The sequence below is a fragment of the Gordonia oryzae genome (assembly GCF_003797185.1).
Lineage (GTDB): Bacteria > Actinomycetota > Actinomycetes > Mycobacteriales > Mycobacteriaceae > Gordonia > Gordonia oryzae.
The window spans coordinates 228,235-251,091 of sequence record NZ_RKMH01000002.1 but is presented as its reverse complement, the minus strand read 5'-3'; the positions used below and the strand labels follow the sequence as shown (position 1 = coordinate 251,091).

Here is a 22,857-nt window from a genome sequence, read left to right as displayed (position 1 = left end):
ACGTCGGCAGCGGCAACAGTCGTCCATTGCGCGTCATACCCGATGTCGCAAAGGTCGCCGAGTACGGCTCCAAGTGCTCGGAGAACAGGTCTCCCTGCTCCGTCTCCCATAGCATCCGCAACGGATTCCACTGGGCGATGGGCTGCGGTTGATAGGAGTCCTCGGACATTCTCGATCACCACCATTCGGGGCTTGAGCTGATTGATGGCTGTGGCGAAGTAGGACCATAGACCAGACCGGGTGCCCTCGCGAATACCGGCCCGTCTGCCGGCGGCGCTCACGTCCTGGCAGGGGAAGCCGCCCGTGAGGATGTCGACGGGCTCGACCGCCGCCCAGTCGATCGCGGTGATGTCGCCGTGGTTGGGTACGTCGGGCCAGTGGTGGGCGAGGATGCGGGCGGGCGCGGCGTCCTTCTCGACGAACCAGGCTGTCTCGCTGCCGAAGTGCGCGTTGACGGCCATGTCGAGACCGGCATAGCCGGAGAAGAGGGAGCCGGTTCTCATCGCCCCTCCCCGTCGTCCCCGGCACGATCAGCAGCGTCGGCAGCGGCCAAGAGGGCAGCGGCGAACGCTCGGGCAACCTCGGAGCTGAACGGTTCCTCGGGCTCTCCGTTGTACGACAGTTGCACTTCGTTGCCGATGGTTTCGACGAAGTGTTCCCACGATGGGATCTCCCAGCCCATCATTGATGTTTCGGTCAGGTGGTTATATGTGTCCGTCGGCTTCGGCAGCTCCACCACCGCAAACCCGTTGGCGCGCTGTCCACTCCCCTCAGCGTCGGCGAGGATGGCCAGTAGGCGAGAACGGTCGGCCCCTCGAAACGATTGGAACCCATCTGCGGCGATGAATGGTCCACAGTCGTTCTCCAGGTATTCCCGCACCCGCTCGATCACGTTATGGAGACGCCTAACCTCATCCACTAGTGGCGCAACGTCATTGAGCAGTCGCCCGACCTTCTCACTGCCACTGGTGCCGTCGCTGACGTAGGCGAGGTGACGTCGATCGTCGAGGATGTCGTCAAGGTCGCGTAGTTCGCTCACTGTCCACTCCCCTCAGCGTCGGCGAGGATGCTCGCGATTCGCTCGACATCGCGACGCTCCGGCCCAGAAACGAGCTGTTCCAACATCTCGGCGACTACCTCCCGCACCTGCTCGATCACGTTGCGGGCCTTGGTGAGGTCGGCTATGAGGTCGCGGATGGTGTCAGTGGTGTCCGCCGTGAGTGCGATGGTCGTGCCGCGTCCGCGGCACGAGTCGTAGTAGGACAGCAATTCCTGTGCCCGATCTTCTGCGTCACTCACGACAGTTCCTCCTCGGTGTAGACGAGACGCGCTGTGGCACAGGGCCACGGCGTGTGGCATTCAATGCATTCTTGAAACCTGCCGCTGCCACGTGGCTTGTGCAGCTCCCGGATCGGTGCGGCCATCTCGCGGGCGGTGAGCAGCGCATAGTCTTTCGAATCAAAGTCAAACTCGAAGTGGCCTTGGTCTGGCCACAGCGCACCGAATGCCCTCCATGCCGCCTCCACGGCTGGGTCGCTCATCCCCTGTCCGCCTCTCGCACGTGCTCGATGGCCTTGTTCGGGTCTTGAGTCCGCCAGTCTGGCCACTCCCGCTGCTCGTTCTTCGTCTGCTTGGTTTTGATCGCGTCGATGATGTCTTGGGGTTCGTGGCCAGATCGCATAGCGCCGTCGAACGCCAGAATGATCAGGTCGGCCCATTCGGTGATGTCGTCCGGGCTGTCCTCAATCTCCTTGAGTTCCTTACGAATGTGGTCGAGAACCCCCGCTAGCCGCTGACCCGGCCCGAATGTGCGGAGCGAGAACTCTCGCTGACGTTCGAGATGTTCGGTATCAATCACGTTGTCACTCATCCCTTGTCCGCCTCTCCACGTCTTTCATCAGGTCTTCCAGGAACATCTCGTGTGTGCGGCGTAGGTTCTTCGCGGCGAGCACACGAGCGAACGCCTCGTCACGAGCACGGCTGCTCGCGAAGTAGAACTCATTGCGGCTCATTTGCGCGATGACCGGGTAGGCGATGATCATGGTCTCCCGGTATTCGACCGGGAACTGTTCGACCGCTAGGGCTTCACTGTCGCTCAACGGGATTCCTCCTCCCATCGGTAGTGTTCACACGGGCGCGAATCATGCCCATCGAAATCGGGTGCCGGGTATCGAATGTCCTTGAGCAGAGGCGCTTTCGTCTCCCTATGTCCCCAGATGGTGAGGATGCAGGGATCGCCGTATTCGCCGCCGAGATCACTCCGGCCACTGATTGGGACGTACGGCGCTGCTGGCCCGTTGTAGGAACGGCCCACCTGGTCGATGAGTGCTTCACGCTCGGCGCAGGTGATGGGATGCCAGGTCATCGGGATTCACCGTCCTCTTCCTCGCTCGGCAACATGGACGCATCCACCAGCGCTGCCCCGCACCCGCAATACAGGCCGAAATGGTCGTGAGGGAATGTCGAGCCGTCATGGTCTTCGTGCTCGGTGCCACGCTTGGCCTGTGCGGCCAGCCGGTCAATCTCGTAGGCAATGTGCATCATGCTCATCGGGATTCACCGCCGTCCACGGGCTTGCTGTGCCGACGCTCGCGGATAAGCGTTACCGCACACAGAATCCCTTCAGCCAGCGCCTCGGCCTCATCTAAGGTGAGCCAGTACATCTCGTCGATGACCACCTCGTCGAAACTGTCGACCTCAATGTCCAGTGGTGAGCCACTGCGAATGCTAAGGTTCCCCATCACTTCTCACCGCCGTCCACGGGCTCGCCCTCGCCAGCGTCAAATCCGCCGTATATCGATCCCTGCTGGCCCGAATCATTGCTGCGCGTACACGAATGCTCGTGATAGGTCGCACGTGGACAGCGCTTGCAACCACACTCGGGGCACAAAATCATTCCCCGCGACAGGCGACTCATCCATCCATCAGGATCGAGTTCATCCATGATGCGAAGCCACTCGTTCTCGCACACATGGCATCCACACGGGTTAATGGGCTTCCCAAGAAGCCAGGTGATCTTCGGATTGAGAGCCATCACTTCTCACCGCCGTCCCGCAGGCGAATGAACATCCCATCTAGCCCGCACTCATACAGTGCCGTGGCATCAGCAGCCCCATATGCGACCAGGCATGAAGGGGCACCCGAGTTGGCTTTCGCTGGCGCGCCCTGGGCGTCAAGAAACGTCACCCTGCCCTTGAGGAAGAGGATCGCGGTCGCCCTGTCCCAAACAGTCTCGAAAAACATTGCCGTTTCGGTGCGCGCAAAGATGAGTGCCGTCCCGTTCCCGTGATCGGCCATCTTTCGCATGAATGGCAGGGTGAGCTTGCCGTATGGCGGATTCAGGAATACCCGACCCACCCACGGCAACTCCAGGCCATCTTGCCCGTCGTCGATCTGGAAGGTGCGACGGGCCAAAGTGTGCCCAGGCGCCCCGCATGGATCCAGGTCGAAGGCACCCAGGGCATCGACAATCGGGCTCGGAGTGAGCCAGCGAGTCTCGCGCTGCCTACTGCCCTTATCCTGGCTCTCACCGCCAAGCCAACCATTCCTCCGAGAGGGCTGATGCTTCCCGTCGCCCATTGCGGCGAACGCGTCTGCGAACATCGAACTCATGCGTGGTCACCGCCGTCCCGCGCAAATGACGCCCAGTGTCGTCGACGCTCCAGTTCGACATTCCCGTGACGCAGGCCGATCGCCTTCAAATCAGCACGCCGAGTTGAAGACTCGATGGTGTGGCGAATCATCTCGACGAGACACTTCGCCACGGCTTCATAGGTCTCGGGCCAGAATTCGGCCAGGGTGTCCCACTTGTCATCACCGCCATACGGCCCCCACTCGCGCACTTCGCTGGTAGGGCAACCCTCAATGTGAACCACGTCCGAGTTGCGGTGCTCGTACCAGCAGAATGTCCACCCGCCCGGAGTCGATACCGTGAGCCCATGCTCACGGCAGTTGTCGAAGCTGCTCCACGAGACGAGCTCGCCAAGCTCGCTTGCTACTATGCCGCCGACAATGCGGGCCATGGCAAACGGCGCATAGTCGTCGATGCTGCCCAGGTCGTCGTCCCAATATCCTTCGGGGTTCTGCTCACGGCGGTGCTGCTCGATAGCTGACTGGAGGATCACTTCTCACCGTCCCGTAGGAGGTTGGCGGCATGGAGGGCACGGGCCATGTCGATCCACGGCTTCTGATACGCGCTGTCGAGTGCATCCCAGGCCGACCCTGCACATCCTGACCAATCTGTGCGCTCGTATAGCACCCGCGCCGCCTTCTCGATCAGCTCCTCATCCGCGTCGGCCTGCTGCTGGGCGGCTTCGAGACGGTCGGCTTCGCGACGTAGGTGAACCACCACCAACGTGTCGTCCGCCCGGAATCGCGAAAACCCATCCGCCGCCGCGATCACGTCGGCCGCGAACCGCCAATTCGCCGGTTTGGTGGGGTCAGGCTCCGGTAGCTGCGGAGCGAACACCTTCGCCTGGGCACTCTGGCGCGCGTTCTCCGTCTCCGCGAGATCGGTCAGGAGGTCATCGACCACGGCCCTGATCTGTGATGTGCACTCCCGGATAAGTGCTGCTGGATCGTCTTTCATCCCAACTCCTTCGAAGCAACACAGCCGTCATCGCCCAAATAGGCACGGCCATAGAGGAATAACTTGACCGGGACGCTCGCTGGGTCTTCCCATGGGCGAACGTGAAAACCCTCGTCGTGGGCGGCGTTCGGGTTCACTGTTGCCCACCCATGGCAACCTCGGACGCCGTCACCGCACAACGCCACGCAGTTCACCGGTGACCACTCGCCACCCTGGGACCTGTTCTTGCGGTGATGGATCGTGGTGCCCCACCGGCCGCAACGCTCGCACTGGCCAACAGACTCCTCGCCGCCGGAGCGGAGGTTCACGATGCGGCGGGTCGTCTTCTCGCTCATGACGCCTGCCTCAGGTGGTTGCGCTGGCCGGCCGTGAAACCACCGAGGATCCCGTACTGGTCATTGACCGAGTACGCCCACTCCAGGCACTCCTGTCGGACCTTGCAGGATCGGCAGATCGCCCGCGCCTGATCGGCTTTGCCCTTCTCCCCAGGGTTGGGGTAGAAGAGTTCCCTGTCGGCTCCCCGGCACTCCGCGTGGTCGCGCCAGCTCATCGCTCCCCCACCCCCGCCGCCGAGTACGCCGATCGCATCGACTTGTTCACCGACTGCAGTGCACGCAGCTCATCCTCGAGAGCCTTGGCCTTCCGGTCGGCGTAGCGGTACGCGGCATCCGCGACGTCGCGGGCCTCACGCAGGCTGATCGTGGCGACGACCGCTGCGTGCTTCTTCTCGGTCTGGGGGCCGTCGTGATCGAGGAACGCCTGCGAGAACGCGTGGTCGAAGTCCCGGTCCGCGGTGAGGAACGCCTTGTAACGATCGTTGACCACCGAGACACTGTTGGCGATCCTGTTGGCGCAGTGATTGATCGCGGCCTCGATCGAGACGGGGGTGTAGGGCTCGGCATCAGCCATGGTTCGGCACCGCCTCGGAGTCGGACTGCGTCGCGGCAGCTTCGATGGCAGACGCTCGCGACATCAGAGCCTCGTCAATGGTGGGACCGCCCTCCATACCCAGTCCCAGCACGTCGGCGTCTTTCGCCTCCCGCCACAACGCGGTCAGCTCATCCCGGTTCTCGGCTTGGGCGATGGCCTCGAGGATGTCGGCGACTCGGTCCTGGACCGACGCGAAATCACGGACCTTAGCCGTCTTCGGATCGCACTTGAGGATGTCGAACACCAAGCGCTCCAACGTCAACCCAGGGATGGTGCGCGCCTTGTCCTCCCCTGGACGGATTCCGGCGTGCACCGATCTCGCTCCGATCACCTGCGGCTGAGACCCTCGCTGGAGGCGCACCCATGCGGAGGCGTCGAACGCGAGAGTCTTCTGGCCGTCGACCTTCCATGTCCGATCCTTCGTCGGCTGGCCGTTCTCCATCGCGACCTGTTCGGCACCACGGGCGGTCATCACGACGATGCCCGGGAATCTCATCAGGATTCGCATCAGGTCTCGGTGTCGAGCGGTGGCGAGGTTCCACAGGTCGGGGCCGATTACGATCTCTGCCTCGGGGTCGCGTTCCAGCTTGGCGCGGTTGGACTTCCGGTTTCGGGCTTTCCCGTCCACCCACTCTTTGAGCATGTCCCACTCGGCGGTCATGGAGTCGATGACCAGAACTACTGGCTTCTCGCCGGCGTCCAGTGCCCTCTTGGCCTCGTCTCGTGCCGCTTTCACCTGGCCGAGGATGTCGAGCCACGTCCCGTCGTGGTCGATAACCTCATACCGGGCTCCTGGGATCGCTCCGTACTCATCCGCCGCGCCTTCGGCGACGTCGATCCACAGGGTGCGGCCGACCTTGTCGGATGCGGATAGCTCTGCGGCGCACCAACTTTTGCCCGATTTCTCTGGGCCTTCAACGAGGATGAGTGGCCACGGCACAGCGCCGGTCGGCGGTCTGGTCTTGAGGGCTGTCATGACGCCACCGCCATACCGATTGCGACGCAGGTCCCGACGGCACACACCAGGGCTACGAGCGAGAACACCGTGATGCGTCCACCAGCGCGCTGAGGAGCATTGGTCGCTGCAACGAGGAACGACAGCGACGCCAGTGGCAGCACGATCGACAGCAGTACCCAGAGGGTGAGTGAGTGGATCATTGCGCCACTCCCTGCACTGGCAACGGCTCGACCTCTTCGTGGCGCACTGCGATGTGGGCGACCTGTTGGCCGTTCTTCGCGTCGATCATCGGAGGGCGGGTGGGATCGACCAGGCCGTAATGCATCTCGGTGACCTTGAGGATCACGTAGGTGCGCCCATCCTTTCCGCGGACGCGGTCCCCGGGGTTCACGCCTCGATCCCCGTCAGCCACGCCTCAAAGGACTCATTGCACAGGCATGCGGGAGAACGCTTCTCACGGATCAGGTGAATCGCGTCCGATGCGCCCATCCCGTCGAGCATGAGAGCGCGGGCCACAACGAGGGATGATCGGTTGAGCCCCGCCTGGCAATGCACGAGCGTGGGCGCCGAGGCACGGCACACGTTCACCCAGGCAGCCAACACGTCCACCTGATCGAATGCTTGAGAGGTGCTGTCGTACATGCGAACCGCGATCGCACTGTCCAGGTCGTGTTCATGGGTGTACCGCTCCCACGGATACAGCGACACCAAATGCTTGATGTCGGAGGGCAGCCGCATTCCGTTTCGGCACCCTCCCTGCCACAGCCCGGGGACGATCTCTGAGATGTAGGGCATGTCGAATGGCGTATTGCCGTGGGCCGCGACTCCGGAGATGCGTTCGGCTATGGGGTCGAGGTCCATGTCGATGCGCGTCGGATCACCATGGAGAGCCGCCATCGCGGTCTCTATATCGAGGCTGAACTTGGTCATTCTCCAGCCCCCAACTCCCCTGCGAGACCGTTGGTGACGACGTTCTGCGCCCACTCCTTGACCGCCTTGGATGGCGTGAGCCGCAGAGACGAGTTGCCCTTCCGCACTGCGATACCGGGAATGTTCTCGCCGGACTTCGCTCTCCCCTTCGCTGCGGTGTGCTCATACTCGGGAATGCCGGTGTCGTCGGCCAGCAGGTGTGGCGCGTGCTCTCGCAACACCTTGATCGCCTCAGCCTCATTGGTGACACGGGTGTGGGTAACAGCCTTGCCTTCGAGGGTGAGGAAGTGGTCGAGCTCTTCCTGGTCCACCACGACCACGACGTCGGCAGGGTTGGTCATGGAGGCGTATCCCACTTCGGGGTCGCCGATGCGCTCCCCGACGGCGATGGCTTCGGCGAGGGCCTTGCGGTCCTCCTTGACCACGGTGTCAGCGGCGTCGATCAGTGCTCTTCTTCGCAGTGCCAGGAAGGCAAGGTCTTTCGTGCTCAACGGATCTCCTGTGTTGTAGTTTGCGGAGCTCGTAGTCGAGTTGATCCGCGTAGCTGTAGTGAGGGCATCTGTGGTTGGGGTGGCCGTACTCGCCGCAGTAGTCGCACTGCGGGATGCCGTCGGCATCCCACTGGTCTTGCTCGGACATGCCACCGCGGGCGCGTTGCGCGTAGCTCATTCGCGGTCGCGTGTGTACCGATCGTGGTCACCGGCGATCCAGTCGAGGATGTCGTCGTCGGTGTACTCAACGCGGGGAAGACGCCCATCGAGCCCTTCCTCATAGGCTCGATGGGCGTGCGCCTCAGAAGCGCGTTGCGAGAACGGGTTTGCCATCGAGGTGGCTCTCGATCTGCGACACGACATCGGACCACGCGCCGCGCAGGACGTTGCGGGTCGGCTTGAGCTTGATCGCCAGGAGTAGCTGTCCGTTCTGCACACGCAGACGGAACCACGCCTTCACCTCGTAGCGGTCGAGCCCCTCCCACGGGCGCAATGCCAGCGTGACGATCTGCGGCACCTCAAGCCGACCAGATCGGCCGGCGGTGGTGGTGACGTCCTCCTTGAACGCGACGGACTGGCCGCCGTCGGCGCGGGAGATGCTGGATTCGAACGACCCCTTCGTACTTGCGCGGATGGAGTCGATGACCTCCAGTAGCTCAGCCTGAGCTGGGTCGGTGACCGTGTGCAGCAGCTCCTCGACCGTGTCGCCGAATTCCTCCTGCGGCATGTACTTTCCGGACAGCCGATGCCACGCCACCCAGTCCTCATCCGGGCGGAGCTCGAGGCGGAGTCGGCTGTCGCGGAGCCCTGCCTCGTCCTCGACGTGGTCGTTGTAGATGGCCTCGACGCGGCCCTTGGTCTCGTCGCCCCACAACGATCCGGAACCCACGTTGCCAGTCGCGGAGAGTGGATTACGATCCAGCTCGGCGAGGAACGACGGGACGTCGGCCACCAGGCGAGTGCCCGAATCTGCCGACGCGGTGACGCCGGGGATGAACTCCCTGAGGTCGACGGTCTCCACCTGGAGGCCATGCTCGCGAGTGGTTGCGGCGAGCACGAACACTCCGGGGTCGATGCCTGGAATGTCGTCGGTCGCGATGATTCCGAGCTTCTGCGCACCGTCTATGTCGCCGTCATTCGATGCGATCAGAGACGGGGACATCTTGAGTTCGCTCATCAGTTGTCAGTTCCCTTCGGGGGTTTGGACTTTCTTCGCGGGCTCGTCGAAGAGGGAATCTTGGGTGGGATCGTTGCGGTGCAGTCGGTTGTTGTCGTCCGGGAACCACAGCGAGCGTCGGGTTTCCTTCGGGATGTTGGCCTTGATCGAGTCGTCGATCTTGACCACGCGGCTCATCTCCTTGTCGCGGGAGACGGTGAGCGTCACCGAAACCGATCCCTTCTTGCCCGTCTCGCGGACCGCGGCGATCAGTTCGGCGAGCTTCTTCGACACCTCGGTGTGGGCTCTGCCTCCGGAGTGCTGCATCAGCACGGCGGCGAAGTCCTGTTCGGCTTCGTCTTTCGGGTCCTGCACTTCTACTCCTTCTCGACGTCCGTATCGGAGTCGTTGTGTTTGCGACAGTCTCGGCACAGACCGTCTGCGATCCGGATCGGTAGACCGGACATCTGGCGACCGCAGTCGACGCACTCGAGGCCGTCGAGTTCGGTCATGAGGCGACCTGCTCCAATGCCTGCCCCGACATCGGGCAGTCGTGGCCAGTGACATCGCGGTGGTGGGCGTATACCGCTGTGGACTGGACCTTTTGGAGGCACACAGGACACTCGGCGGACTGGTCACCGATGAGCAGCAGACCCATGCGCCGACGGTCCTTGTGCACGGTGTCGATGGAGCACCCCAGGGCTGAGGCGATCTCGGCTGCCGTCCACCCCTCGGAAGTGAGTCTCCGGATCTCGCCTCTGCGCGCCTCGCGATGCTGCCGCGTCCCTCGGGTCACCTTCGGCGCCCGGAGCGCCCACTGCTTCGGGGTGTCCTCGGAGTACCCGAGACGAGTGGCGATTCTCTCGTCGTCCCAACCAAATCCGCGGAAGTGTGCCCACTCGTGGCGGACCGACTCGTCGGGGATCTGTGCGAGGTCGATGCTCATGACGAAGCCACCTTTCGTGCGGTCCGCTTCTTCGTGGATGTATGGGCGGCGCGCTCGTTCTGCAACTCGATCTTGAGCGACTCGACGACGCCTTCGAGCTTGGCGATCTTGTCCCGCCGCTCGTCCGCGCGCTGATTGGCCTGAACGAGTTGCCTACGCACTTCGGCGCATTCTTTCTTCGACACCGCGAGACTCTGCTCGAAGGACTCCTTCACCCTCTCTAGGGTTTCGATGTCGCGATCGCGCAAGCCGATCTCTTCGCGGTGAACCTCGAGCAGGCTCCGCATGGTTCTGTCGCTCACTGGTCCCACTCCTCGCGGTTCAGGCGATCGCGAGCGAGGTCCAGGGCCTCAACGAGGGTGGACTCGTGGACGGTGATCATCGGCTCCGTCTTCATCCACTTCTTCACGATCACCCAGAACGGCTCGCGGGTCTCGTAAGAGAAGGTGCTGGCGAATCGACTCACAGTGAAGTCGAGACCGGCCTTGTCGCAGGCATCTTCGAGATTCCGCAGCGCCCTACCTCGCGCCTCGTCGGCGTTGCGCTGCTCGGTGAGATTGGTCGGCTCGGCGAGGTCTGGCACTGCGTGAAGGATGTCGGTCATTGGGCCACCTCCGCGATGAGCTCCCCACGCGCCATGACGGCCTCGCGATGATCAGCAGCGGCCCGTTCCAGTAGCCCTACAGCGTTAGCGCCGTACATGTGGAGGCCGTCAACGAAGACCGTTGTGGCGCCGGCCATCAGATCCCAGCAGCGATCGGCCCGCTCGGATGCTGCGTCGCGGACGTCGTCGTCGGTGAGTGTTGCCCCGAGGCGTAATCCGTGGCGGGTCACCGCTCCCCCCGACGTCCGAGAACACCCACCGGGGTGGAGTCGATGATGTCGCCCTTGTGGACGGTGAGGTACGGAACGCTGCGTCTGGCAACCAGAGCCCGCATTTCATCCGCGAGAATGGCGACGGTGCAGCCGATCCCGCCGATCACGATGAGGGACAGTTCGAACGTGGTGAACATGGAATCTCCTATGCGGCAATGCTGTTGATGGACTGGACTTTGAGGATCTGCACGATGGCGTCGAGGGTGGACAGGATGCGGTCGAGGCGGTCTGTGACATCAGCCGGCGGCGTGATCTCCCCCAGGACCTCGCGGCGAAGGTCGGCGGTGGGAATGGTGTATCGGCCCCCGATAGGGATGACCCGGACGGGGAAGTGTCCGTCGTTGATGGCCTTGTACGCGGCACTGGCTGAGATGCCCAAAGCCTTTGCGGCCGTAGCCACGTCGGTGGTGACCCCGAGGGCGTCGAGATCGGCCCGGGTCAGCATTGCCCCTCCGGAGGTTTGGTGCCCTCGACGCCATCACCGGCGTCGAGGGCCGCGCGATCACCAGTGGCGGCTGGTCCGCGCTCGACGCAGGTGCAGCCCGCACCGGCGCCGTGATCAGTGAAGTCTTCGATGGTCATCACGCACCGCCGATGGGACGGAAGTCATGAGACAGTCGCCCATAGTGCGCCAGGGCATTGGCGAGTTCGGTGGCATCTGAACCGCCGATGGAGTAGGGACCGATCTCAAATGACCAGCCAGACAGTCCATCATCGGTAAACACCGCGCGAATCGGGACCACGATCCACTCGTCGCTCTCATCAACTCGCATCGTCACTGCGGTCTCGTGCTGGACGTGTCGCTGATCATGAGGGTCGGACCGGTGGCCGTCGAAGATGGGGGCGCTCACGATGCGACCTCGATGTTCGGCAGGAGTCCGACCAGTCGAGCCAGGTCGACTGCGTGAACTGCCCTGACGTAGCATGTCTTTCGCGCTTGACCGTTGTTGCGCCGCGGCGCATCGCGTTGTTCCTTCACGTCGAACCATGTGAAAGACGGCTTGCCCGCCCGGGGGCGATACTCGGTCTCAGTAACCTTGCGCTGCTTCGTCCGAGACCATCGCTCGAACGTCTTCGGGTAGATCAAGGCCTTCTCGTCCCGCAGGAGCGCGAACGCCTGCGGCTTCGTCAGCCCGTACGCGCGGCCCCAGTCCTCGATCAGCATCACGTCGTCATCGACGACGACGTGAGTGTTGACGTAGTCGATCGCTGGCCGATCGCGCTCGCGCTCCTCCTTCAGCTCCCGAACCTCAGCCACGAGAGCCTCATTGCGATCGCGGAGGATGAACAGAGCTTGCTCGATGATCTGGTCTTCAGACTCGCGGGCGACCTCCTCGACGGTGAGCAGGTAGTCGCGGACCTGGCGAGCAACCCGCGAATCGCGGAGCAGCATCCCGACACGAAGGACTGCACGGCGAGGGAAGAGTGACATCGACGGCGCGGTCCGAGGCATTCCCAGCTCGTCGGGAGTCAGTGACAACTCGTCACTGACTTCTGCACGAGTGAGTACCCGATACCCGTCAGCATCGAACTCGTCCTTGTTGCGGAGAACGACCTGGCGGACTACTTCGCGGGTGGTTCCGTAGAACGTAGCTACCTGATCGGCGTTGGCGTGCATATCGTCCGGCAGGGTCGAGAGCACGCCCACCTTGTCGAGGACGTCGGTGCGAGCAGAGAGCTGATCGCGCTCTTCTCTCGCGTTGGGTAGTGTGAGGTCCATCGAGAACTTCTCCTTCTCGTTCAGGGCCACCCGGCGTTCGCGCGCCGAGGTGGCCGTTTCCGTTTCAGGCTGGGATTTGAGATAGGGCAGTCGGCGGGTCGTACGGACTGCGCATCGGGTCAGGCCAGACATCCTCGGCCTCGGCGACCGCGACCTTGACTGCGTAGAAATACGGCACGCCGTCAGCACGGAGTGTTGAGATTCGCTCGTCAATCCACTTGCTGCGCAGTACCTTTTCGCGCTGCTTGTCGGGGGTCCATCCGCACAGAGGATGCTCCGTACGGATCGCCGCGCGCTCGATCTCCCGAGCCTTCGTGTAGCAGTACGGACCGGAGATCTTCACCTTGGTCACGGCGGCACACACGCCCGGACGCGTGGTCTTGTGTTCTGCCCACCGAATTGCGGGGCGATGGCTGCAACCGACGTACAACAGGTCGCCGGCTGCATCGAAATAGCGGTAGACGAAGTGGTTTCGAACGCCGTCACTCTTGTCCGCCATCACGCAGCTCCACGGTTGACGCTGGGCGAAGCGACAAGCACTTGCGCCGAAAAGAGCGATCCAGGAGGGGCGTTGAGAGCCTCCTCTATGCGGCGGGCCGTGTCGGGACCAACAGTGTTCCTAGCACTCTTGCCGCGCGAACGAAGAAAGGCAATCGACGACGGCGAACACTTCGCCTCCCGGGCCAGTTCTTCATTGGTCATGCCGCGGTGCTTCATGTAGTCCCGGAACGCTTGCTTGCTGATAAGTCGCACCCAGAGCCTCCCTGTGTCGACTGGTCTGCGGTGTGCGATCACTGTAACTCCCTTCTTGTTGCTTGGTCAAGCACCAAGACCAATGTAACTGCTTCTAGTTACATTGCGCAACCCCTGTAACTGCACCTGACATGCAGGTTAAGAAATCACATCCGAGTGATTTGTAACTTTTGGAGTTACACTCCGGCTATTCGAACAAGCGGCAAGCATGGGAGCGTCTGAAACCGTGAGCAAGTTGAGCGATCTCCTGAACAGCGGGTCCGTTACCGCTCGCCAGGCCGCGGACAAAGCGGAGAAGGCGGGCGTGGACCTCCGGTACGGCACCATCGCCGCCTACTGGTCAGGTGGTCACGGGCGACCGACCGCGAAGACGCTCAGCAAGCTCGCGAAGGTGGTGCCGTTCACCGAAAAGCAGCTACAAGAGGCCGCATGGGATGTCTCCGCCCCGCTCGGGCCATATGTCGCGCCCGACGAAGCAGCACTCCTCGACGAACGGCAGCGCCGCGCAGTAGACGAGCTGATCCGCAGCATCGTCGCGACGCGAGGACATCGCCATGAACTGGAAGCTACGCAGAAATCGGGAGCATCGGGCGAAGCGCGTGAAGACCAGAAGAACGCGTCTCGTGTGTCTACTGGCTACGGTGAACACACTGACGACTACGACCTCGCCGGCCGCGATGGTGGGACCGACCCAGAAGGCAAAGCAGCTGACGATGCTCGGCTCCATGCAGAGCATTTCCGGAATCTACTCGCCCAAGCAGTAGGCATGCTAACTAGCGCTCGGGACGACGTGCTCGGCGAAATCGTCGCTCGCGGTTCCACCCAGTCCGTTGACACCCACGCCGTGCGTCGGCTCGTCGATGGGAACGAGTCATTGGCGTCCGCGTCCATCGCTGTTGCGAAACGGGCGGCGGTCCTTGAGCTTGTCGAGACTCGCGATGTAGCTGGCGCGGAAGGCGTCATCGCGGACCTGATTGCCGACTTGCGGGAACTGGTTCTACGGATTGAGACTGGCCAGTTTGATCTCATCGCGGCGAACCTGCCAATCGAGCAACGAGCACTCGCGTACGCCAATCGCCGCGGCCCCAGACGAACAAGGGGTGAGCAGCTCCGTGACCGAGACGCGGGACTTGGCGAGGAATCGCAAGACTTCAATGATGGCACGGACACGGGAGGGTTCGAGTAAGAGGTGAACTTGCAACTCACAGCGACGTTCGTACTGATAGCAGTTGGAGCGGTGGTCGCTAACAGGCGCCGCGAGCGTCCACTAGCGACCCTGTCGGCGGTCGCAGCTGGCGCCACCGCATTGGCCTTCGGCGGATCAGGGCTTGGACTGATCCAGTTTGTTTTGACCCGAACGATTTTCGGCGACTATCTGGTCTACCTGCCACAGGCCCTATCCGCCTACCTGGTGGTGTGGGTGGCCACTCGATTCATCGCGCCCGCCACGCAGTTGAGTGGCAACGAGAAGATCGGTAGACAAGTCGCACACTTCATCGTCGTGACAACAGCACTCGTAATTCCGGTGGCCTACGCTTCTTCGCTTCTCAGAGGTTCAGCCGAGACAGCAGCGTGGTTCGTCATCGGCATCTGTAGTTGGCTCGTGTCATACGGAATCGTATGCTGCTGCGTAATGCTGGTCTGCCTTCACGGTCGGAATCTGTATCGGCGGCGTGCGTGGCACGTGGGACTCGCCTCAATCGGTTTCCTCCTGTTCGGTATCGTCGCCGCACTCGTCATCCTTGACACCTCGAACATCCGACCAATGATTGTCGCCGGAATTGGACTCGTTTTGCTGACATTGTCCGCGGCGATGGTGCCTCCTAAGTCTGCCCCGCCGAAAGGGTTGCCAGCGTGACGTCGGGGCCGCTGGCCGCGAAGAACTCGGAGGGCTGCGCCTGGCAACCGGCTGCGATGAAAGAGTCAGTGAAGTCGCAGATCAACCCCGAGGAGAGCCGAGATCGCCGCCCTACGTGGTCCCGCCGGCTGGTACCCCGACCCCGTCAACCCCGCACTACAGCGCTACTGGGACGGAGTGCGATGGACCGAACACGCGGCGCCGAGGGGGCCGCGGTGACTCAAGCGGAGTCGTGGCACCCTACCCCGCAGCGCTCGGCCGTCCCTCGACCAGATGAATCTTGCGATCAACCACGACAAGTGCGGCGACCCCAGGGAGAATTCTTGAGCCGCACGCCGAGTAGTCGCGAGCCGACAAGAAGGGCCGGGCATGTTTGAGAACTCATCCCTGCGCGGGCGCGCAGTTAAAGTAGGTGCGCTGACAGGCGGGTGTGTTGGGACCACCCTGGTCATTCTTGTTGCGCTCGCGCAGCTCAGCAACGAGGAGTTCGCCCACCGAGGCGCTGACGGAGGTGTCGCCTACGCACTAGGCGTCGCCGTAGGTGTCCTTGCCAACGAAGTCCTCTACGGTCTGGTCGCCGCCGCAATCGGAGCACTGACTGGCCTGGTCATCGCCGTAGCAAGGGGTCGGATTGGCGATTGCAACGGGCGGGAGGATGCATAATCGATCCTATCGACGCAGCACTAGCATCGCGGATTCATCGACCGGGCTGTAGCTGGTCATACACCTTTGAGGCTGAAGAGCAGCTCGGTGCGCTTCACGCTGTGGACTCTGAGGCTTACGACCTACTGATCGCGCTCACGAACCGCGCGCGCCTGCAGGGAATCGCACCCACCCAGAACAACAGCCTCGAAGGAGTGAGTCATCCGTCCCACAGGGTGCCGGTAGGTGAAAGGGTGATGGATCTGCCGGATCACAACTTCACGCCTGAACGACCGATGCCATGGGCGGGCGAACTCTACGCCGAGTCCAGTGATCAGCTAACGCTGTACCGGCTGTACTTTATCGAACGCCGTGCAACGCCTGAGGGTGCGACCATTGAGATCGTTGGCAGTGGGCTTGGCGCGAAACCAGCGAATGACGCGACGTACGACCCGAACCAACAGACAGTCGAGATTAAGGACGCGATGCACTCGGGGATTGATCGGTGTCTGAACATGCGGACTACCTGGCGACGTTGGAACGCAGCGTGATAGCTTTTGCGTTATAGCGCAATGAGGGAGTGAGAGCCCGCGCAGAGCGCGGTGCCTTCGTATGCATCGAAAGGGCACACACCGCATGAGCATGTTTCCAGGAGTTGAGCACCCAACATCGATCGACCACCTCGGGGCGGAGCTGGCCAACGAGCAGTTGAAGTTGATATTTGATCTGCGCCAATGCCGCATCGATCGCGAACTGTCGCTTGCAGAGGTGGCGGAGATGATGAAGGTGGACGTGTCGCAGGTCTCTCGGTTCGAGAGTGGATCGACCAATCCCACGATGGCGACCGTGCGTCGATACGCCAAGGCCGTGAACGCCATCTTTCGCGTGGATGTCTCAAGCTGGCACTCCGAGAAGTGCCGCATGATCTCGCGAAACGCCGACGTCGTTACTTGGGACCACGACGAGATCGCAGAAAGCGACTACGATCTGCGGCCGTGGCCACCGTTGGCGACGCGGGCGATGGGATGAAATGGCTCTGATCGAGAGTGCCGCGGGTGCCGGACTTCGTTGGTTCAAACGCTCGATCGAGCGACGTTATGGGGATGAACGCGATCAGTGGGATGAGGACGCTCGGTTACAGATCGGTTTTGGTCTCTCGCATCATCAGGTTCTTGACGCTCCAGATGATGGTGACTCTGCCAGCTATCACATAGAGCTGCGCGTCGAGCTTGAGCTGGCGGACCAAGACATCACGGCTGAGCTGAGTTGCGCGGTCCAGTTCCGTTTTGTCGATGTATCGGCGCCTGGCCGGAAGGAGATTGAAGAATTCCTGCGCGACCACGCCTTGGAGTATGTCCTTGGTTTCGTGCGGGCGGCAGTGGCAGATCAGACGAGACTGATCGGTATGCCCACAGCAATGCTCCCCATCCGCACACCGTCCTGGGATGAGGTGTTGCCGATGCTCTTCGACGATGATGCGGAAGCTAGTGACGATGCCCCACCGGCGGGAATTGCATCAGTGTAATTCGTTGCATCGCAAGGCGATTGTCAGTGTCTGGTTCTACGGTGTCCGGCATGTCGATCTACCACCCATGGCGCGACGCCCGACTCCGCGAGCACCTGAGGATCGAGTTCGTCGAGCACCTGCCCGTCGGCGTTCGGGGCCGCATCGTCGGTGATCGCATCGAAGTGAATCGCCACATGCTCGGCGACGAGCGGCGCTGCACCATTGCACACGAACTCGTTCACGACGAACGCCGTGTCTTCCCCACGGACCGCGTGCTCCGGGCGCGGGAGGAGCTGACGGTCGAGAGGATCGCAGCGCGCCGGCTGGTCGCGCTCGAGGACCTCGTCGACGTCCTGTGCTGGACCCGCCACACCGATGAGGTCGCCGAGGAGTTGTGGGTGGATGTGCCCATGCTGGTGACGTTGGTGCAGTCCCTGTCGGATGATGAGCGGGCGTGGATCGACGACGAACTGGACCGGCGGGGCGCCGGGCGCGAGCAAGGAGCCTGAACCGATGACGTACCCCGAATCCGAACCACGGCGCAGCTCTCGGCTGACCTGGGTGCTGTGCGTCATCGCGTTCCTACTCGTCGCGGCTCTCGTCGTCGCGGTGATATTCGTGATCGTCGACAGCCGAAGGGACAACTCGACCGGCGCGACCGGTCCCTCGACGGTCACGATGACCGCGACCACCACACCACCGGCGTCGTCGACACCACCAGCCGCCGCGCCCACACCGACGGTCACGGAAACGACAACCGAGGAACCGACCCCCACGGGATCGACGCCAGTACAAGGCGGCCAATGCTTCGAATCCGAAGCCCGCTCCTTCGGGACCGCAGCCGACGGCACGAGCCTCGTGTGCGCCTACCTCGGCGCCGGCGGCGGGTACCAGTGGGTACTCCACGGCGACAACGACGGCGAGACCCACAACATCGGCGACCCATGCGATCCCAGCGTCGACAGCGTCAGCACCGACCCGCAGGGCAAAGCAATCCTGTGCGGCGGCCAAACCTGGGTGGCGAACCCGTGAGGGCACTCTCGAGCGACGACCGCGCCCTACTCGACTTCGCCGACAAGCAGTGGCGATACGCCGGCAGGCAGGCCGACGCGATCATGGCCCAGTTCGGCATCTCGGTCACGCGGTACTGGCAGCGCGTGAATCGGCTCCTGGACACCGAGGAGGCACTCGCCTACAACCCGGTGCTGGTGAACCGACTGCGGAGACTGCGAGAACGTCCTCTGGGGAGATGAATCCCCGGCACTCTGCCCCGTCGGCCCGATACGATCCGTGAATCACTGAGCGGTAGAACGGAATACGAATATGAGAATCGCCCGATTCGCCCCAATTGCCGCAAGTTGCATGCTGGCTGTCCTCATCGTCAGCGGATGTTCCAGCACGCCAGATGGCGATACTCCATACATCGCAGAGGCGAATGCGAAAGAGGCATGCGAGAATTCAATAAAGAATCAGCTCAGCGACCCTGGCAGTGCGCAGTTCAGCCAGGAGCAAGTGACAAAACGTCCAGACCACCAGTACACGCCGCCAGCCACGCTTGAGACATCCGCTGCTGCGACAGACCACTTCTACATCATCGTGGGAATGGTCAACGCCAAGAACAAGTTCGGTGGCTACGTCGGCGATGAAGCATTCTCCTGCGAAGCGGTTGTGCATCAGAACGGCGACGCGACCGGGATTGCGAACATCGCCGACAACAACTCGACCCCGACCGACACCCCTGACGACGACACCGACACCCCAACACCGACGGAATAGCCGATGCCACGCCCACCACTCCCCCTCGGCACCTGGGGCCGGATCAACCGCACCGAGGTAGCTCCCGGACGCCACCGAGCCCGGGCACAGTACCGGGACTACGACGGCAAGACGCGGGTAGTGGAGCGCTTCGGCGCCAGTGGGGCGAAGGCCGAGCGGGCCCTCGTGGAGGCGCTGTCCACGAGGGCGCGGCCAACGGACTCGGTCGTCGACATCACCCGCGATACCCGGCTCGCCGATCTCGCGAAGCTGTGGCTGGAGAAGCGCGAAGAGTCGAGCAAGTATGCCGCCGGCACCCTGGACAACGACCGAGAGCTGATCAAGCTGCACATCACACCCGGACTCGGCGATGTCCGCGTTGGCGAGGCGACCGTCGGCGTGCTCGATGCGTTCCTGCGCGCTGTGGCGACCGACGCACGCTCACGCCAGTGCCGCACGGTGTTGTCGGGAATGATGACCCTCGCCGCCCAGCACGACGCGATCGACCGCAACCCCATCGTCGATACGACGCGTCGGTTCTCGGCGCCGGCAGCAGCGCGAGCTTTGACCATCGACGAGCTGCAGCAGTTGCGGATCCGCATCGCCACCTGGTCGGGCACCAACCAATACGGACCCAAGCGGGGGACGGATTTCCCCGACCTCGCCGACTGCCTCATCGGGTCCGGTGGGCGCATCTCCGAGGTGCTCGCCTTCCAGTGGGAGCACATCCGGTGGGCCACCGACCTTTCACCGGCGATGGTGTACCTCGCGGGTGCGATCAACAAGCGCGGCGAGTACCAGCCGCGGCCGAAGACCGCCACGAGCCAGCACTGGCTCATCCTGCCCGACTTCATGGTGAGCGCCCTGCAGCGACAGAAGGCGCGCGACCTCCCTTCGAACGAACTCGGACTCGTGTTCCCCTCTCGCGATGGTGGACCCCGCACTACCGCCAACACCCGGCGTCAGTTCCGCGACGCCCGCAAGTTCGTGGTCCTCGAGAACGGGGAGCCCGACGGTCCGGCCGACATGTTCGAGTGGGTGACGCCCAAGACCTTCCGCAAGACCGTGGCGACGATCCTCGCTGACGAGATCGGCATGGAGGCCGCGGCCGAGCAACTGGGCCACACCTCGCCGGAGATCACCCGCCGCCACTACGTGCAGCGCAAGAAGATCACGGGGGATGTCCGCCACGTGCTGGACCGGCTCGCTCCGGTTTCTCGTGGGTATTCCGTGGGTGACACGAAAAACGGCCCCTCCCGGAAGTCGGGAGAGGCCGTCTGAACTGGTGTTTCTGTGGAGCTAAGGGGAATCGAACCCCTGACCTACTCGATGCGAACGAGTCGCGCTACCAACTGCGCCATAGCCCCGCGCCGGCCCGGAAACCGACCGTTGACACTCTAGCAGCACCGCCCGCGCACCTCACAAACGCCAGGTCACACCGTGTCGTGACCTCGTGTCGCTACACTGCACCGCGTGGCCGAGATGACGAATGAGCAGTTGGCAAGAGCGTTGGACGCAGCGATCACGGTGATCGATCCACTCCTGGACGTGCTGGCCGAACGGGATCCGCTGGGGCTGAAGGCACACACCTTCGACGAGGGCGATCATTCCGGGATCGCCGCAGTCCAGCACACCGTCGCCAAGGCGCTGGACGTCGCCGACTGGCCCGGTACCAAGGGCTGGACGGAGCTGTCGATGAAGGATCGCGCCGACTGGTGGATCAATCGACTCGGCGCCGTCAATACGATCGCAGTGGCCTATCCCGGCGCGCTGGGGGCATGGGCCAAGGTGTTGCCCTTGGCAACACCGTTGGGGTTCGCCAATCAGGCCACGGTCCTCGTTGCCATCGCACGTGAATACGGCGTCACCGACCGCGGTTGGCAGATCCGCCTGCTGGCTTCGGTGTTGTGTGGCCGTGAACTCCGCGATGACTCCCTCCCGGCATCGGTGACACCGGTCGGCCCGGAGAACGCTAAGCCCAAACGTTTAGCAGTGCGTCTGCTGTGGGACATCGCGCAGATCCTGCGCAAGGTCGACGCACAGATGGGCCGGCGCCCCCAGCCACCCCGACCGTTCTCGACACTGTCGTGGATTCCACTGCTGGGAGCGCCGTCGCTCTACATCGGCGAACGGTTGGCACTGTGCCGTGCCGTCCGATCGGGACGCGAATGGATTGTCGCGCACCCGGAGTCTTTGGATGTCAGCCGGCAGCGGCCTGTCGGAAGTCCTCGTGCTCGCGCATGACCCGACGCCGCTGGAACGGTGGCAGATGGTCGAATACCGGGTGCTCGTCGTCGATTTCGAGGACAACCGCACCACCGGGACGGCGTAGTCGCGGCGGCGGCGGGTAGGCAGCGAACTCGGGAGTCTGCATTTCGCGACGCTCACGCTCTGCGTCAGCCCTCGCGGCACGACGTGCGCGGGCGATGCGCTGCCTCCGAATCTGTTGCTCGGCCTTGACGGTTCGTCGCAGATAGAACAGGTAGCCGACGAACATAACTCCCGTCACCCCGGTGGCGATCCAACCGTATCGGCCAAATAGCACACCGCAAATAATGGTCGCAATGACCATCGCCGCAAGGGCCACGGTGACCCGCTGGCGCTCCTTGTAGCGCAAGGCATCGCCTGTCGCGTCGATTGTGAATGCACTCCGACGACGAGACTTCCTATCCTGCTTGGTGTCCGGAGCCGAGTCCTTCGCCGCTACAGGTGTCGCCTTGCGAGGCCTGCGGACACCGTCGAGTTCCTCGTCGACCTCGTCCTCGAGGTCCCACTCGCCGTCGTAGTCGTCATCGTCGTACTGGTCGGAGTCATCGTCGTACTGGTCGGAGTCACCGTCGAGATCGTCGTCGTACTCAGCGTCGTCGTACTCAGCGTCGTCGTACTCAGCGTCGTCGTACTCAGCGTCGTCGTACTCAGCGTCTTCGTCGTACTCAGCGTCTTCGCCGTACTCAGCGTCTTCGTCGTACTCGTCGTCTTCGTCGTACTCGTCGTCGAGTTCGGCGTCCTCGTACTGCGACTCGTCGTCAAGTTCGGCGTCGTCGTCCTCGTCGAGCAGATCCACCTCGACCTCGACGACATCGACCTCGACACGAGTGACGGTGACCTTTTCGGCCACCGCGTTCACGGCATCGTCGACGTCGTCGGTCTCGACGTCACCGGTAGGCACCTCGTCGGCATCGGAGTCGGCCGACGAAACCGCTTCTGCACTCCGGTCTTTGGTGTCGTCGTCCGCGGCGTCGAGAACCGCGGTCGCCGAGCGACGAGCTGTCGTGGGTTCGGAGACGTAACTCGGGTCGTGCGGGTGTGCACCGGCCGCGAGCCGACGAGTGCTGCGTGCTCGGGTGCCACCACGATGGAGAAGTCGGGTCGCCTTGGCGACCTCGGTGGTCTTCTTGGTCTGCGGGCGACCCTTGATCACCATCGGGACCAACACGAAGAGCCACACCGCAACGAGGCAGACCCACAAGACGGAGTTCGGCATGGCTCTCCCTTTCTTCACTCTGGTTACACCGGGCCACTCGACAATCTAGGTGCGGACGCGCCGCATCCTGCGCCGACGCGCCGAGGCAGCATCGAATCAGTCGGAGTTCACATGCACTTCTCAGCGGACGCACACCGTCGTTCGGCAATAGGGCCCGCATCGACGGTCACCGACAGCTCGATGTCGCGGGATCGCAGGTCGAGCGATGGCGAGTCGCCGTCGCCGTCAGGCGCTCCGACGGCGAGCAGTGCCCCAGACGTCGG

Annotated in this window: 44 protein-coding genes, 1 tRNA gene and 1 pseudogene; 12 read left to right on the top strand and 34 right to left on the bottom strand. The window is 63.0% G+C overall.

What is annotated here, in order from left to right; translation table 11 throughout:
* Nucleotides 1-2 precede the first annotated feature (2 nt).
* From EF294_RS21840 to EF294_RS03100, 32 genes and pseudogenes are all read right to left on the bottom strand, one after another.
* Nucleotides 3-461, bottom strand: a pseudogene (locus EF294_RS21840) (DNA cytosine methyltransferase); the annotation flags it as partial.
* Nucleotides 462-499: 38 nt separating this feature from the next.
* Nucleotides 500-1,039, bottom strand: a complete 540-nt coding sequence (locus tag EF294_RS03245) for a hypothetical protein (RefSeq protein ID WP_123925567.1) — start codon at nt 1,037-1,039, stop codon at nt 500-502.
* Nucleotides 1,036-1,299 (bottom strand): hypothetical protein, encoded by a 264-nt coding sequence (locus EF294_RS03240; protein WP_123925566.1) that lies wholly within the window; start codon nt 1,297-1,299, stop codon nt 1,036-1,038. The genes EF294_RS03245 and EF294_RS03240 overlap by 4 nt, the downstream gene beginning before the upstream one ends.
* Nucleotides 1,296-1,541, bottom strand: a complete 246-nt coding sequence (locus tag EF294_RS03235) for a hypothetical protein (protein WP_123925564.1) — start codon at nt 1,539-1,541, stop codon at nt 1,296-1,298. Before EF294_RS03235 ends, EF294_RS03240 begins: the two co-directional genes overlap by 4 nt.
* The gene (locus EF294_RS03230; RefSeq protein ID WP_123925562.1) at nt 1,538-1,870 is read right to left on the bottom strand and encodes a dATP/dGTP pyrophosphohydrolase domain-containing protein; all 333 of its coding nucleotides are present in this window, start codon (nt 1,868-1,870) and stop codon (nt 1,538-1,540) included. The genes EF294_RS03235 and EF294_RS03230 overlap by 4 nt, the downstream gene beginning before the upstream one ends.
* The gene (locus EF294_RS03225) at nt 1,863-2,099 is read right to left on the bottom strand and encodes a hypothetical protein (protein WP_123925560.1); all 237 of its coding nucleotides are present in this window, start codon (nt 2,097-2,099) and stop codon (nt 1,863-1,865) included. The genes EF294_RS03230 and EF294_RS03225 overlap by 8 nt, the downstream gene beginning before the upstream one ends.
* On the bottom strand, nt 2,096-2,365 hold the full coding sequence (locus tag EF294_RS03220) for a hypothetical protein (RefSeq protein WP_123925558.1): 270 nt from the start codon (nt 2,363-2,365) through the stop codon (nt 2,096-2,098). Before EF294_RS03220 ends, EF294_RS03225 begins: the two co-directional genes overlap by 4 nt.
* Nucleotides 2,362-2,550: a hypothetical protein gene (locus tag EF294_RS03215; protein ID WP_123925556.1), complete on the bottom strand. Its 189-nt coding sequence runs from the start codon at nt 2,548-2,550 to the stop codon at nt 2,362-2,364. The genes EF294_RS03220 and EF294_RS03215 overlap by 4 nt, the downstream gene beginning before the upstream one ends.
* Complete coding sequence (locus tag EF294_RS03210) at nt 2,547-2,741, bottom strand: hypothetical protein (protein WP_123925554.1); 195 nt, start codon at nt 2,739-2,741, stop codon at nt 2,547-2,549. Before EF294_RS03210 ends, EF294_RS03215 begins: the two co-directional genes overlap by 4 nt.
* Before the next feature lie 292 nt (nt 2,742-3,033).
* The gene (locus EF294_RS03205) at nt 3,034-3,612 is read right to left on the bottom strand and encodes a phage N-6-adenine-methyltransferase (RefSeq protein WP_246007645.1); all 579 of its coding nucleotides are present in this window, start codon (nt 3,610-3,612) and stop codon (nt 3,034-3,036) included.
* Nucleotides 3,609-4,124, bottom strand: coding sequence for a hypothetical protein (locus EF294_RS03200; RefSeq protein WP_123925552.1), 516 nt, complete (start codon nt 4,122-4,124; stop codon nt 3,609-3,611). Before EF294_RS03200 ends, EF294_RS03205 begins: the two co-directional genes overlap by 4 nt.
* A complete protein-coding gene (locus EF294_RS03195) occupies nt 4,121-4,588 on the bottom strand; it encodes a hypothetical protein (RefSeq protein WP_123925550.1) in 468 nt (155 codons plus the stop codon). The genes EF294_RS03200 and EF294_RS03195 overlap by 4 nt, the downstream gene beginning before the upstream one ends.
* Nucleotides 4,585-4,923 (bottom strand): HNH endonuclease, encoded by a 339-nt coding sequence (locus EF294_RS22640; RefSeq protein WP_123925547.1) that lies wholly within the window; start codon nt 4,921-4,923, stop codon nt 4,585-4,587. The genes EF294_RS03195 and EF294_RS22640 overlap by 4 nt, the downstream gene beginning before the upstream one ends.
* Nucleotides 4,920-5,138, bottom strand: a complete 219-nt coding sequence (locus EF294_RS03185) for a WhiB family transcriptional regulator (RefSeq protein WP_123925545.1) — start codon at nt 5,136-5,138, stop codon at nt 4,920-4,922. The genes EF294_RS22640 and EF294_RS03185 overlap by 4 nt, the downstream gene beginning before the upstream one ends.
* The gene (locus EF294_RS03180) at nt 5,135-5,497 is read right to left on the bottom strand and encodes a hypothetical protein (RefSeq protein ID WP_123925543.1); all 363 of its coding nucleotides are present in this window, start codon (nt 5,495-5,497) and stop codon (nt 5,135-5,137) included. Before EF294_RS03180 ends, EF294_RS03185 begins: the two co-directional genes overlap by 4 nt.
* Entirely contained in the window at nt 5,490-6,494 is a 1,005-nt protein-coding gene (locus EF294_RS03175) for an AAA family ATPase (RefSeq protein WP_123925541.1), read from the bottom strand. The genes EF294_RS03180 and EF294_RS03175 overlap by 8 nt, the downstream gene beginning before the upstream one ends.
* Entirely contained in the window at nt 6,491-6,676 is a 186-nt protein-coding gene (locus tag EF294_RS03170; RefSeq protein WP_123925540.1) for a hypothetical protein, read from the bottom strand. The genes EF294_RS03175 and EF294_RS03170 overlap by 4 nt, the downstream gene beginning before the upstream one ends.
* Nucleotides 6,673-6,867, bottom strand: coding sequence for a hypothetical protein (locus EF294_RS03165; protein WP_123925539.1), 195 nt, complete (start codon nt 6,865-6,867; stop codon nt 6,673-6,675). The genes EF294_RS03170 and EF294_RS03165 overlap by 4 nt, the downstream gene beginning before the upstream one ends.
* Complete coding sequence (locus EF294_RS03160; RefSeq protein ID WP_246007644.1) at nt 6,864-7,406, bottom strand: dual specificity protein phosphatase family protein; 543 nt, start codon at nt 7,404-7,406, stop codon at nt 6,864-6,866. Before EF294_RS03160 ends, EF294_RS03165 begins: the two co-directional genes overlap by 4 nt.
* Nucleotides 7,403-7,897, bottom strand: coding sequence for a response regulator (locus tag EF294_RS03155; RefSeq protein WP_123925538.1), 495 nt, complete (start codon nt 7,895-7,897; stop codon nt 7,403-7,405). Before EF294_RS03155 ends, EF294_RS03160 begins: the two co-directional genes overlap by 4 nt.
* Before the next feature lie 301 nt (nt 7,898-8,198).
* Nucleotides 8,199-9,074 carry a DUF2303 family protein gene (locus EF294_RS03150; protein ID WP_123925537.1) on the bottom strand — a complete coding sequence of 292 codons (876 nt, stop codon included), beginning with the start codon at nt 9,072-9,074 and terminating at the stop codon, nt 8,199-8,201.
* 6 nt (nt 9,075-9,080) lie between these two features.
* Entirely contained in the window at nt 9,081-9,428 is a 348-nt protein-coding gene (locus EF294_RS03145) for a hypothetical protein (RefSeq protein ID WP_123925536.1), read from the bottom strand.
* Between the two features lie 133 nt (nt 9,429-9,561).
* A complete protein-coding gene (locus tag EF294_RS03140) occupies nt 9,562-9,999 on the bottom strand; it encodes a helix-turn-helix domain-containing protein (protein ID WP_123925535.1) in 438 nt (145 codons plus the stop codon).
* Complete coding sequence (locus EF294_RS03135) at nt 9,996-10,286, bottom strand: hypothetical protein (protein ID WP_123925534.1); 291 nt, start codon at nt 10,284-10,286, stop codon at nt 9,996-9,998. The genes EF294_RS03140 and EF294_RS03135 overlap by 4 nt, the downstream gene beginning before the upstream one ends.
* 11 nt (nt 10,287-10,297) lie before the next feature.
* Complete coding sequence (locus EF294_RS03130) at nt 10,298-10,603, bottom strand: hypothetical protein (RefSeq protein WP_123925533.1); 306 nt, start codon at nt 10,601-10,603, stop codon at nt 10,298-10,300.
* Complete coding sequence (locus tag EF294_RS03125; protein ID WP_123925532.1) at nt 10,600-10,833, bottom strand: hypothetical protein; 234 nt, start codon at nt 10,831-10,833, stop codon at nt 10,600-10,602. Before EF294_RS03125 ends, EF294_RS03130 begins: the two co-directional genes overlap by 4 nt.
* Nucleotides 10,830-11,012, bottom strand: a complete 183-nt coding sequence (locus EF294_RS03120) for a hypothetical protein (protein ID WP_123925531.1) — start codon at nt 11,010-11,012, stop codon at nt 10,830-10,832. The genes EF294_RS03125 and EF294_RS03120 overlap by 4 nt, the downstream gene beginning before the upstream one ends.
* A gap of 8 nt (nt 11,013-11,020) precedes the next feature.
* Nucleotides 11,021-11,320: a helix-turn-helix domain-containing protein gene (locus EF294_RS03115; RefSeq protein ID WP_246007643.1), complete on the bottom strand. Its 300-nt coding sequence runs from the start codon at nt 11,318-11,320 to the stop codon at nt 11,021-11,023.
* On the bottom strand, nt 11,314-11,457 hold the full coding sequence (locus EF294_RS21290) for a hypothetical protein (RefSeq protein ID WP_185090929.1): 144 nt from the start codon (nt 11,455-11,457) through the stop codon (nt 11,314-11,316). Before EF294_RS21290 ends, EF294_RS03115 begins: the two co-directional genes overlap by 7 nt.
* The gene (locus EF294_RS03110) at nt 11,457-11,726 is read right to left on the bottom strand and encodes a hypothetical protein (RefSeq protein WP_123925530.1); all 270 of its coding nucleotides are present in this window, start codon (nt 11,724-11,726) and stop codon (nt 11,457-11,459) included. The genes EF294_RS21290 and EF294_RS03110 overlap by 1 nt, the downstream gene beginning before the upstream one ends.
* A complete protein-coding gene (locus EF294_RS03105) occupies nt 11,723-12,595 on the bottom strand; it encodes a phage antirepressor KilAC domain-containing protein (protein WP_123925529.1) in 873 nt (290 codons plus the stop codon). The genes EF294_RS03110 and EF294_RS03105 overlap by 4 nt, the downstream gene beginning before the upstream one ends.
* 64 nt (nt 12,596-12,659) lie before the next feature.
* Entirely contained in the window at nt 12,660-13,097 is a 438-nt protein-coding gene (locus tag EF294_RS03100; protein ID WP_123925528.1) for a GIY-YIG nuclease family protein, read from the bottom strand.
* 477 nt (nt 13,098-13,574) lie between these two features.
* Here EF294_RS03100 and EF294_RS03090 point away from each other — a divergent pair, with 477 nt between their 5' ends.
* The 11 genes from EF294_RS03090 to EF294_RS03040 all read left to right on the top strand — a co-directional run bounded on the left by EF294_RS03090 (nt 13,575) and on the right by EF294_RS03040 (nt 20,391).
* Nucleotides 13,575-14,534 (top strand): hypothetical protein, encoded by a 960-nt coding sequence (locus EF294_RS03090; protein ID WP_123925526.1) that lies wholly within the window; start codon nt 13,575-13,577, stop codon nt 14,532-14,534.
* 3 nt (nt 14,535-14,537) lie between these two features.
* Nucleotides 14,538-15,206, top strand: a complete 669-nt coding sequence (locus EF294_RS03085) for a hypothetical protein (RefSeq protein WP_123925525.1) — start codon at nt 14,538-14,540, stop codon at nt 15,204-15,206.
* A 102-nt stretch (nt 15,207-15,308) separates the two neighbouring features.
* Entirely contained in the window at nt 15,309-15,425 is a 117-nt protein-coding gene (locus EF294_RS03080) for a DUF2510 domain-containing protein (RefSeq protein WP_123925923.1), read from the top strand.
* 545 nt (nt 15,426-15,970) lie between these two features.
* On the top strand, nt 15,971-16,399 hold the full coding sequence (locus tag EF294_RS03075; protein WP_123925524.1) for a hypothetical protein: 429 nt from the start codon (nt 15,971-15,973) through the stop codon (nt 16,397-16,399).
* An 85-nt stretch (nt 16,400-16,484) separates the two neighbouring features.
* Nucleotides 16,485-16,877, top strand: coding sequence for a helix-turn-helix domain-containing protein (locus tag EF294_RS03070; RefSeq protein WP_185090928.1), 393 nt, complete (start codon nt 16,485-16,487; stop codon nt 16,875-16,877).
* A gap of 1 nt (nt 16,878) precedes the next feature.
* Nucleotides 16,879-17,373: a hypothetical protein gene (locus EF294_RS03065; RefSeq protein ID WP_123925522.1), complete on the top strand. Its 495-nt coding sequence runs from the start codon at nt 16,879-16,881 to the stop codon at nt 17,371-17,373.
* Between the two features lie 50 nt (nt 17,374-17,423).
* Nucleotides 17,424-17,864, top strand: coding sequence for a hypothetical protein (locus EF294_RS03060; protein WP_246007642.1), 441 nt, complete (start codon nt 17,424-17,426; stop codon nt 17,862-17,864).
* A gap of 4 nt (nt 17,865-17,868) precedes the next feature.
* Complete coding sequence (locus EF294_RS03055; protein ID WP_246007641.1) at nt 17,869-18,387, top strand: hypothetical protein; 519 nt, start codon at nt 17,869-17,871, stop codon at nt 18,385-18,387.
* Nucleotides 18,384-18,608, top strand: coding sequence for a DUF3263 domain-containing protein (locus EF294_RS03050; RefSeq protein ID WP_123925521.1), 225 nt, complete (start codon nt 18,384-18,386; stop codon nt 18,606-18,608). Before EF294_RS03055 ends, EF294_RS03050 begins: the two co-directional genes overlap by 4 nt.
* A 70-nt stretch (nt 18,609-18,678) precedes the next feature.
* On the top strand, nt 18,679-19,131 hold the full coding sequence (locus EF294_RS03045; RefSeq protein ID WP_123925520.1) for a hypothetical protein: 453 nt from the start codon (nt 18,679-18,681) through the stop codon (nt 19,129-19,131).
* Between the two features lie 3 nt (nt 19,132-19,134).
* On the top strand, nt 19,135-20,391 hold the full coding sequence (locus EF294_RS03040; RefSeq protein WP_123925519.1) for a tyrosine-type recombinase/integrase: 1,257 nt from the start codon (nt 19,135-19,137) through the stop codon (nt 20,389-20,391).
* Between the two features lie 13 nt (nt 20,392-20,404).
* Here the strand turns inward: EF294_RS03040 and EF294_RS03035 are convergent.
* Nucleotides 20,405-20,477 (bottom strand) — tRNA-Ala (locus tag EF294_RS03035).
* A 106-nt stretch (nt 20,478-20,583) separates the two neighbouring features.
* On the opposite strand from EF294_RS03035, the gene EF294_RS03030 reads away from it, so the two are divergent.
* A complete protein-coding gene (locus tag EF294_RS03030) occupies nt 20,584-21,354 on the top strand; it encodes a hypothetical protein (RefSeq protein WP_123925518.1) in 771 nt (256 codons plus the stop codon).
* Here EF294_RS03030 and sepX read toward each other — a convergent pair.
* Nucleotides 21,311-22,594, bottom strand: coding sequence for a divisome protein SepX/GlpR (gene sepX / locus EF294_RS03025; RefSeq protein ID WP_123925517.1), 1,284 nt, complete (start codon nt 22,592-22,594; stop codon nt 21,311-21,313). The genes EF294_RS03030 and sepX overlap by 44 nt on opposite strands.
* Nucleotides 22,595-22,857 lie beyond the last annotated feature (263 nt).

Excerpts from the sequence above, each read along its gene's own strand:
- EF294_RS03235 (WP_123925564.1), bottom strand. The coding sequence starts at position 1,541 with ATGAGCGACCCAGCCGTGGAGGCGGCATGGAGGGCATTCGGTGCGCTG.
- EF294_RS03230 (WP_123925562.1), bottom strand. The coding sequence starts at position 1,870 with ATGAGTGACAACGTGATTGATACCGAACATCTCGAACGTCAGCGAGAG.
- EF294_RS03220 (WP_123925558.1), bottom strand. The coding sequence starts at position 2,365 with ATGACCTGGCATCCCATCACCTGCGCCGAGCGTGAAGCACTCATCGAC.
- EF294_RS03215 (WP_123925556.1), bottom strand. The coding sequence starts at position 2,550 with ATGAGCATGATGCACATTGCCTACGAGATTGACCGGCTGGCCGCACAG.
- EF294_RS03210 (WP_123925554.1), bottom strand. The coding sequence starts at position 2,741 with ATGGGGAACCTTAGCATTCGCAGTGGCTCACCACTGGACATTGAGGTC.
- EF294_RS03205 (WP_246007645.1), bottom strand. The coding sequence starts at position 3,612 with ATGAGTTCGATGTTCGCAGACGCGTTCGCCGCAATGGGCGACGGGAAG.
- EF294_RS03195 (WP_123925550.1), bottom strand. The coding sequence starts at position 4,588 with ATGAAAGACGATCCAGCAGCACTTATCCGGGAGTGCACATCACAGATC.
- EF294_RS22640 (WP_123925547.1), bottom strand. The coding sequence starts at position 4,923 with ATGAGCGAGAAGACGACCCGCCGCATCGTGAACCTCCGCTCCGGCGGC.
- EF294_RS03185 (WP_123925545.1), bottom strand. The coding sequence starts at position 5,138 with ATGAGCTGGCGCGACCACGCGGAGTGCCGGGGAGCCGACAGGGAACTC.
- EF294_RS03180 (WP_123925543.1), bottom strand. The coding sequence starts at position 5,497 with ATGGCTGATGCCGAGCCCTACACCCCCGTCTCGATCGAGGCCGCGATC.
- EF294_RS03175 (WP_123925541.1), bottom strand. The coding sequence starts at position 6,494 with ATGACAGCCCTCAAGACCAGACCGCCGACCGGCGCTGTGCCGTGGCCA.
- EF294_RS03170 (WP_123925540.1), bottom strand. The coding sequence starts at position 6,676 with ATGATCCACTCACTCACCCTCTGGGTACTGCTGTCGATCGTGCTGCCA.
- EF294_RS03160 (WP_246007644.1), bottom strand. The coding sequence starts at position 7,406 with ATGACCAAGTTCAGCCTCGATATAGAGACCGCGATGGCGGCTCTCCAT.
- EF294_RS03150 (WP_123925537.1), bottom strand. The coding sequence starts at position 9,074 with ATGAGCGAACTCAAGATGTCCCCGTCTCTGATCGCATCGAATGACGGC.
- EF294_RS03140 (WP_123925535.1), bottom strand. The coding sequence starts at position 9,999 with ATGAGCATCGACCTCGCACAGATCCCCGACGAGTCGGTCCGCCACGAG.
- EF294_RS03135 (WP_123925534.1), bottom strand. The coding sequence starts at position 10,286 with ATGCGGAGCCTGCTCGAGGTTCACCGCGAAGAGATCGGCTTGCGCGAT.
- EF294_RS03130 (WP_123925533.1), bottom strand. The coding sequence starts at position 10,603 with ATGACCGACATCCTTCACGCAGTGCCAGACCTCGCCGAGCCGACCAAT.
- EF294_RS03120 (WP_123925531.1), bottom strand. The coding sequence starts at position 11,012 with ATGTTCACCACGTTCGAACTGTCCCTCATCGTGATCGGCGGGATCGGC.
- EF294_RS03115 (WP_246007643.1), bottom strand. The coding sequence starts at position 11,320 with ATGCTGACCCGGGCCGATCTCGACGCCCTCGGGGTCACCACCGACGTG.
- EF294_RS21290 (WP_185090929.1), bottom strand. The coding sequence starts at position 11,457 with ATGACCATCGAAGACTTCACTGATCACGGCGCCGGTGCGGGCTGCACC.
- EF294_RS03105 (WP_123925529.1), bottom strand. The coding sequence starts at position 12,595 with ATGGACCTCACACTACCCAACGCGAGAGAAGAGCGCGATCAGCTCTCT.
- EF294_RS03070 (WP_185090928.1), top strand. The coding sequence starts at position 16,485 with ATGAGCATGTTTCCAGGAGTTGAGCACCCAACATCGATCGACCACCTC.
- EF294_RS03065 (WP_123925522.1), top strand. The coding sequence starts at position 16,879 with ATGGCTCTGATCGAGAGTGCCGCGGGTGCCGGACTTCGTTGGTTCAAA.
- EF294_RS03060 (WP_246007642.1), top strand. The coding sequence starts at position 17,424 with ATGTCGATCTACCACCCATGGCGCGACGCCCGACTCCGCGAGCACCTG.
- EF294_RS03055 (WP_246007641.1), top strand. The coding sequence starts at position 17,869 with ATGACGTACCCCGAATCCGAACCACGGCGCAGCTCTCGGCTGACCTGG.
- EF294_RS03045 (WP_123925520.1), top strand. The coding sequence starts at position 18,679 with ATGAGAATCGCCCGATTCGCCCCAATTGCCGCAAGTTGCATGCTGGCT.
- EF294_RS03040 (WP_123925519.1), top strand. The coding sequence starts at position 19,135 with ATGCCACGCCCACCACTCCCCCTCGGCACCTGGGGCCGGATCAACCGC.
- sepX (WP_123925517.1), bottom strand. The coding sequence starts at position 22,594 with ATGCCGAACTCCGTCTTGTGGGTCTGCCTCGTTGCGGTGTGGCTCTTC.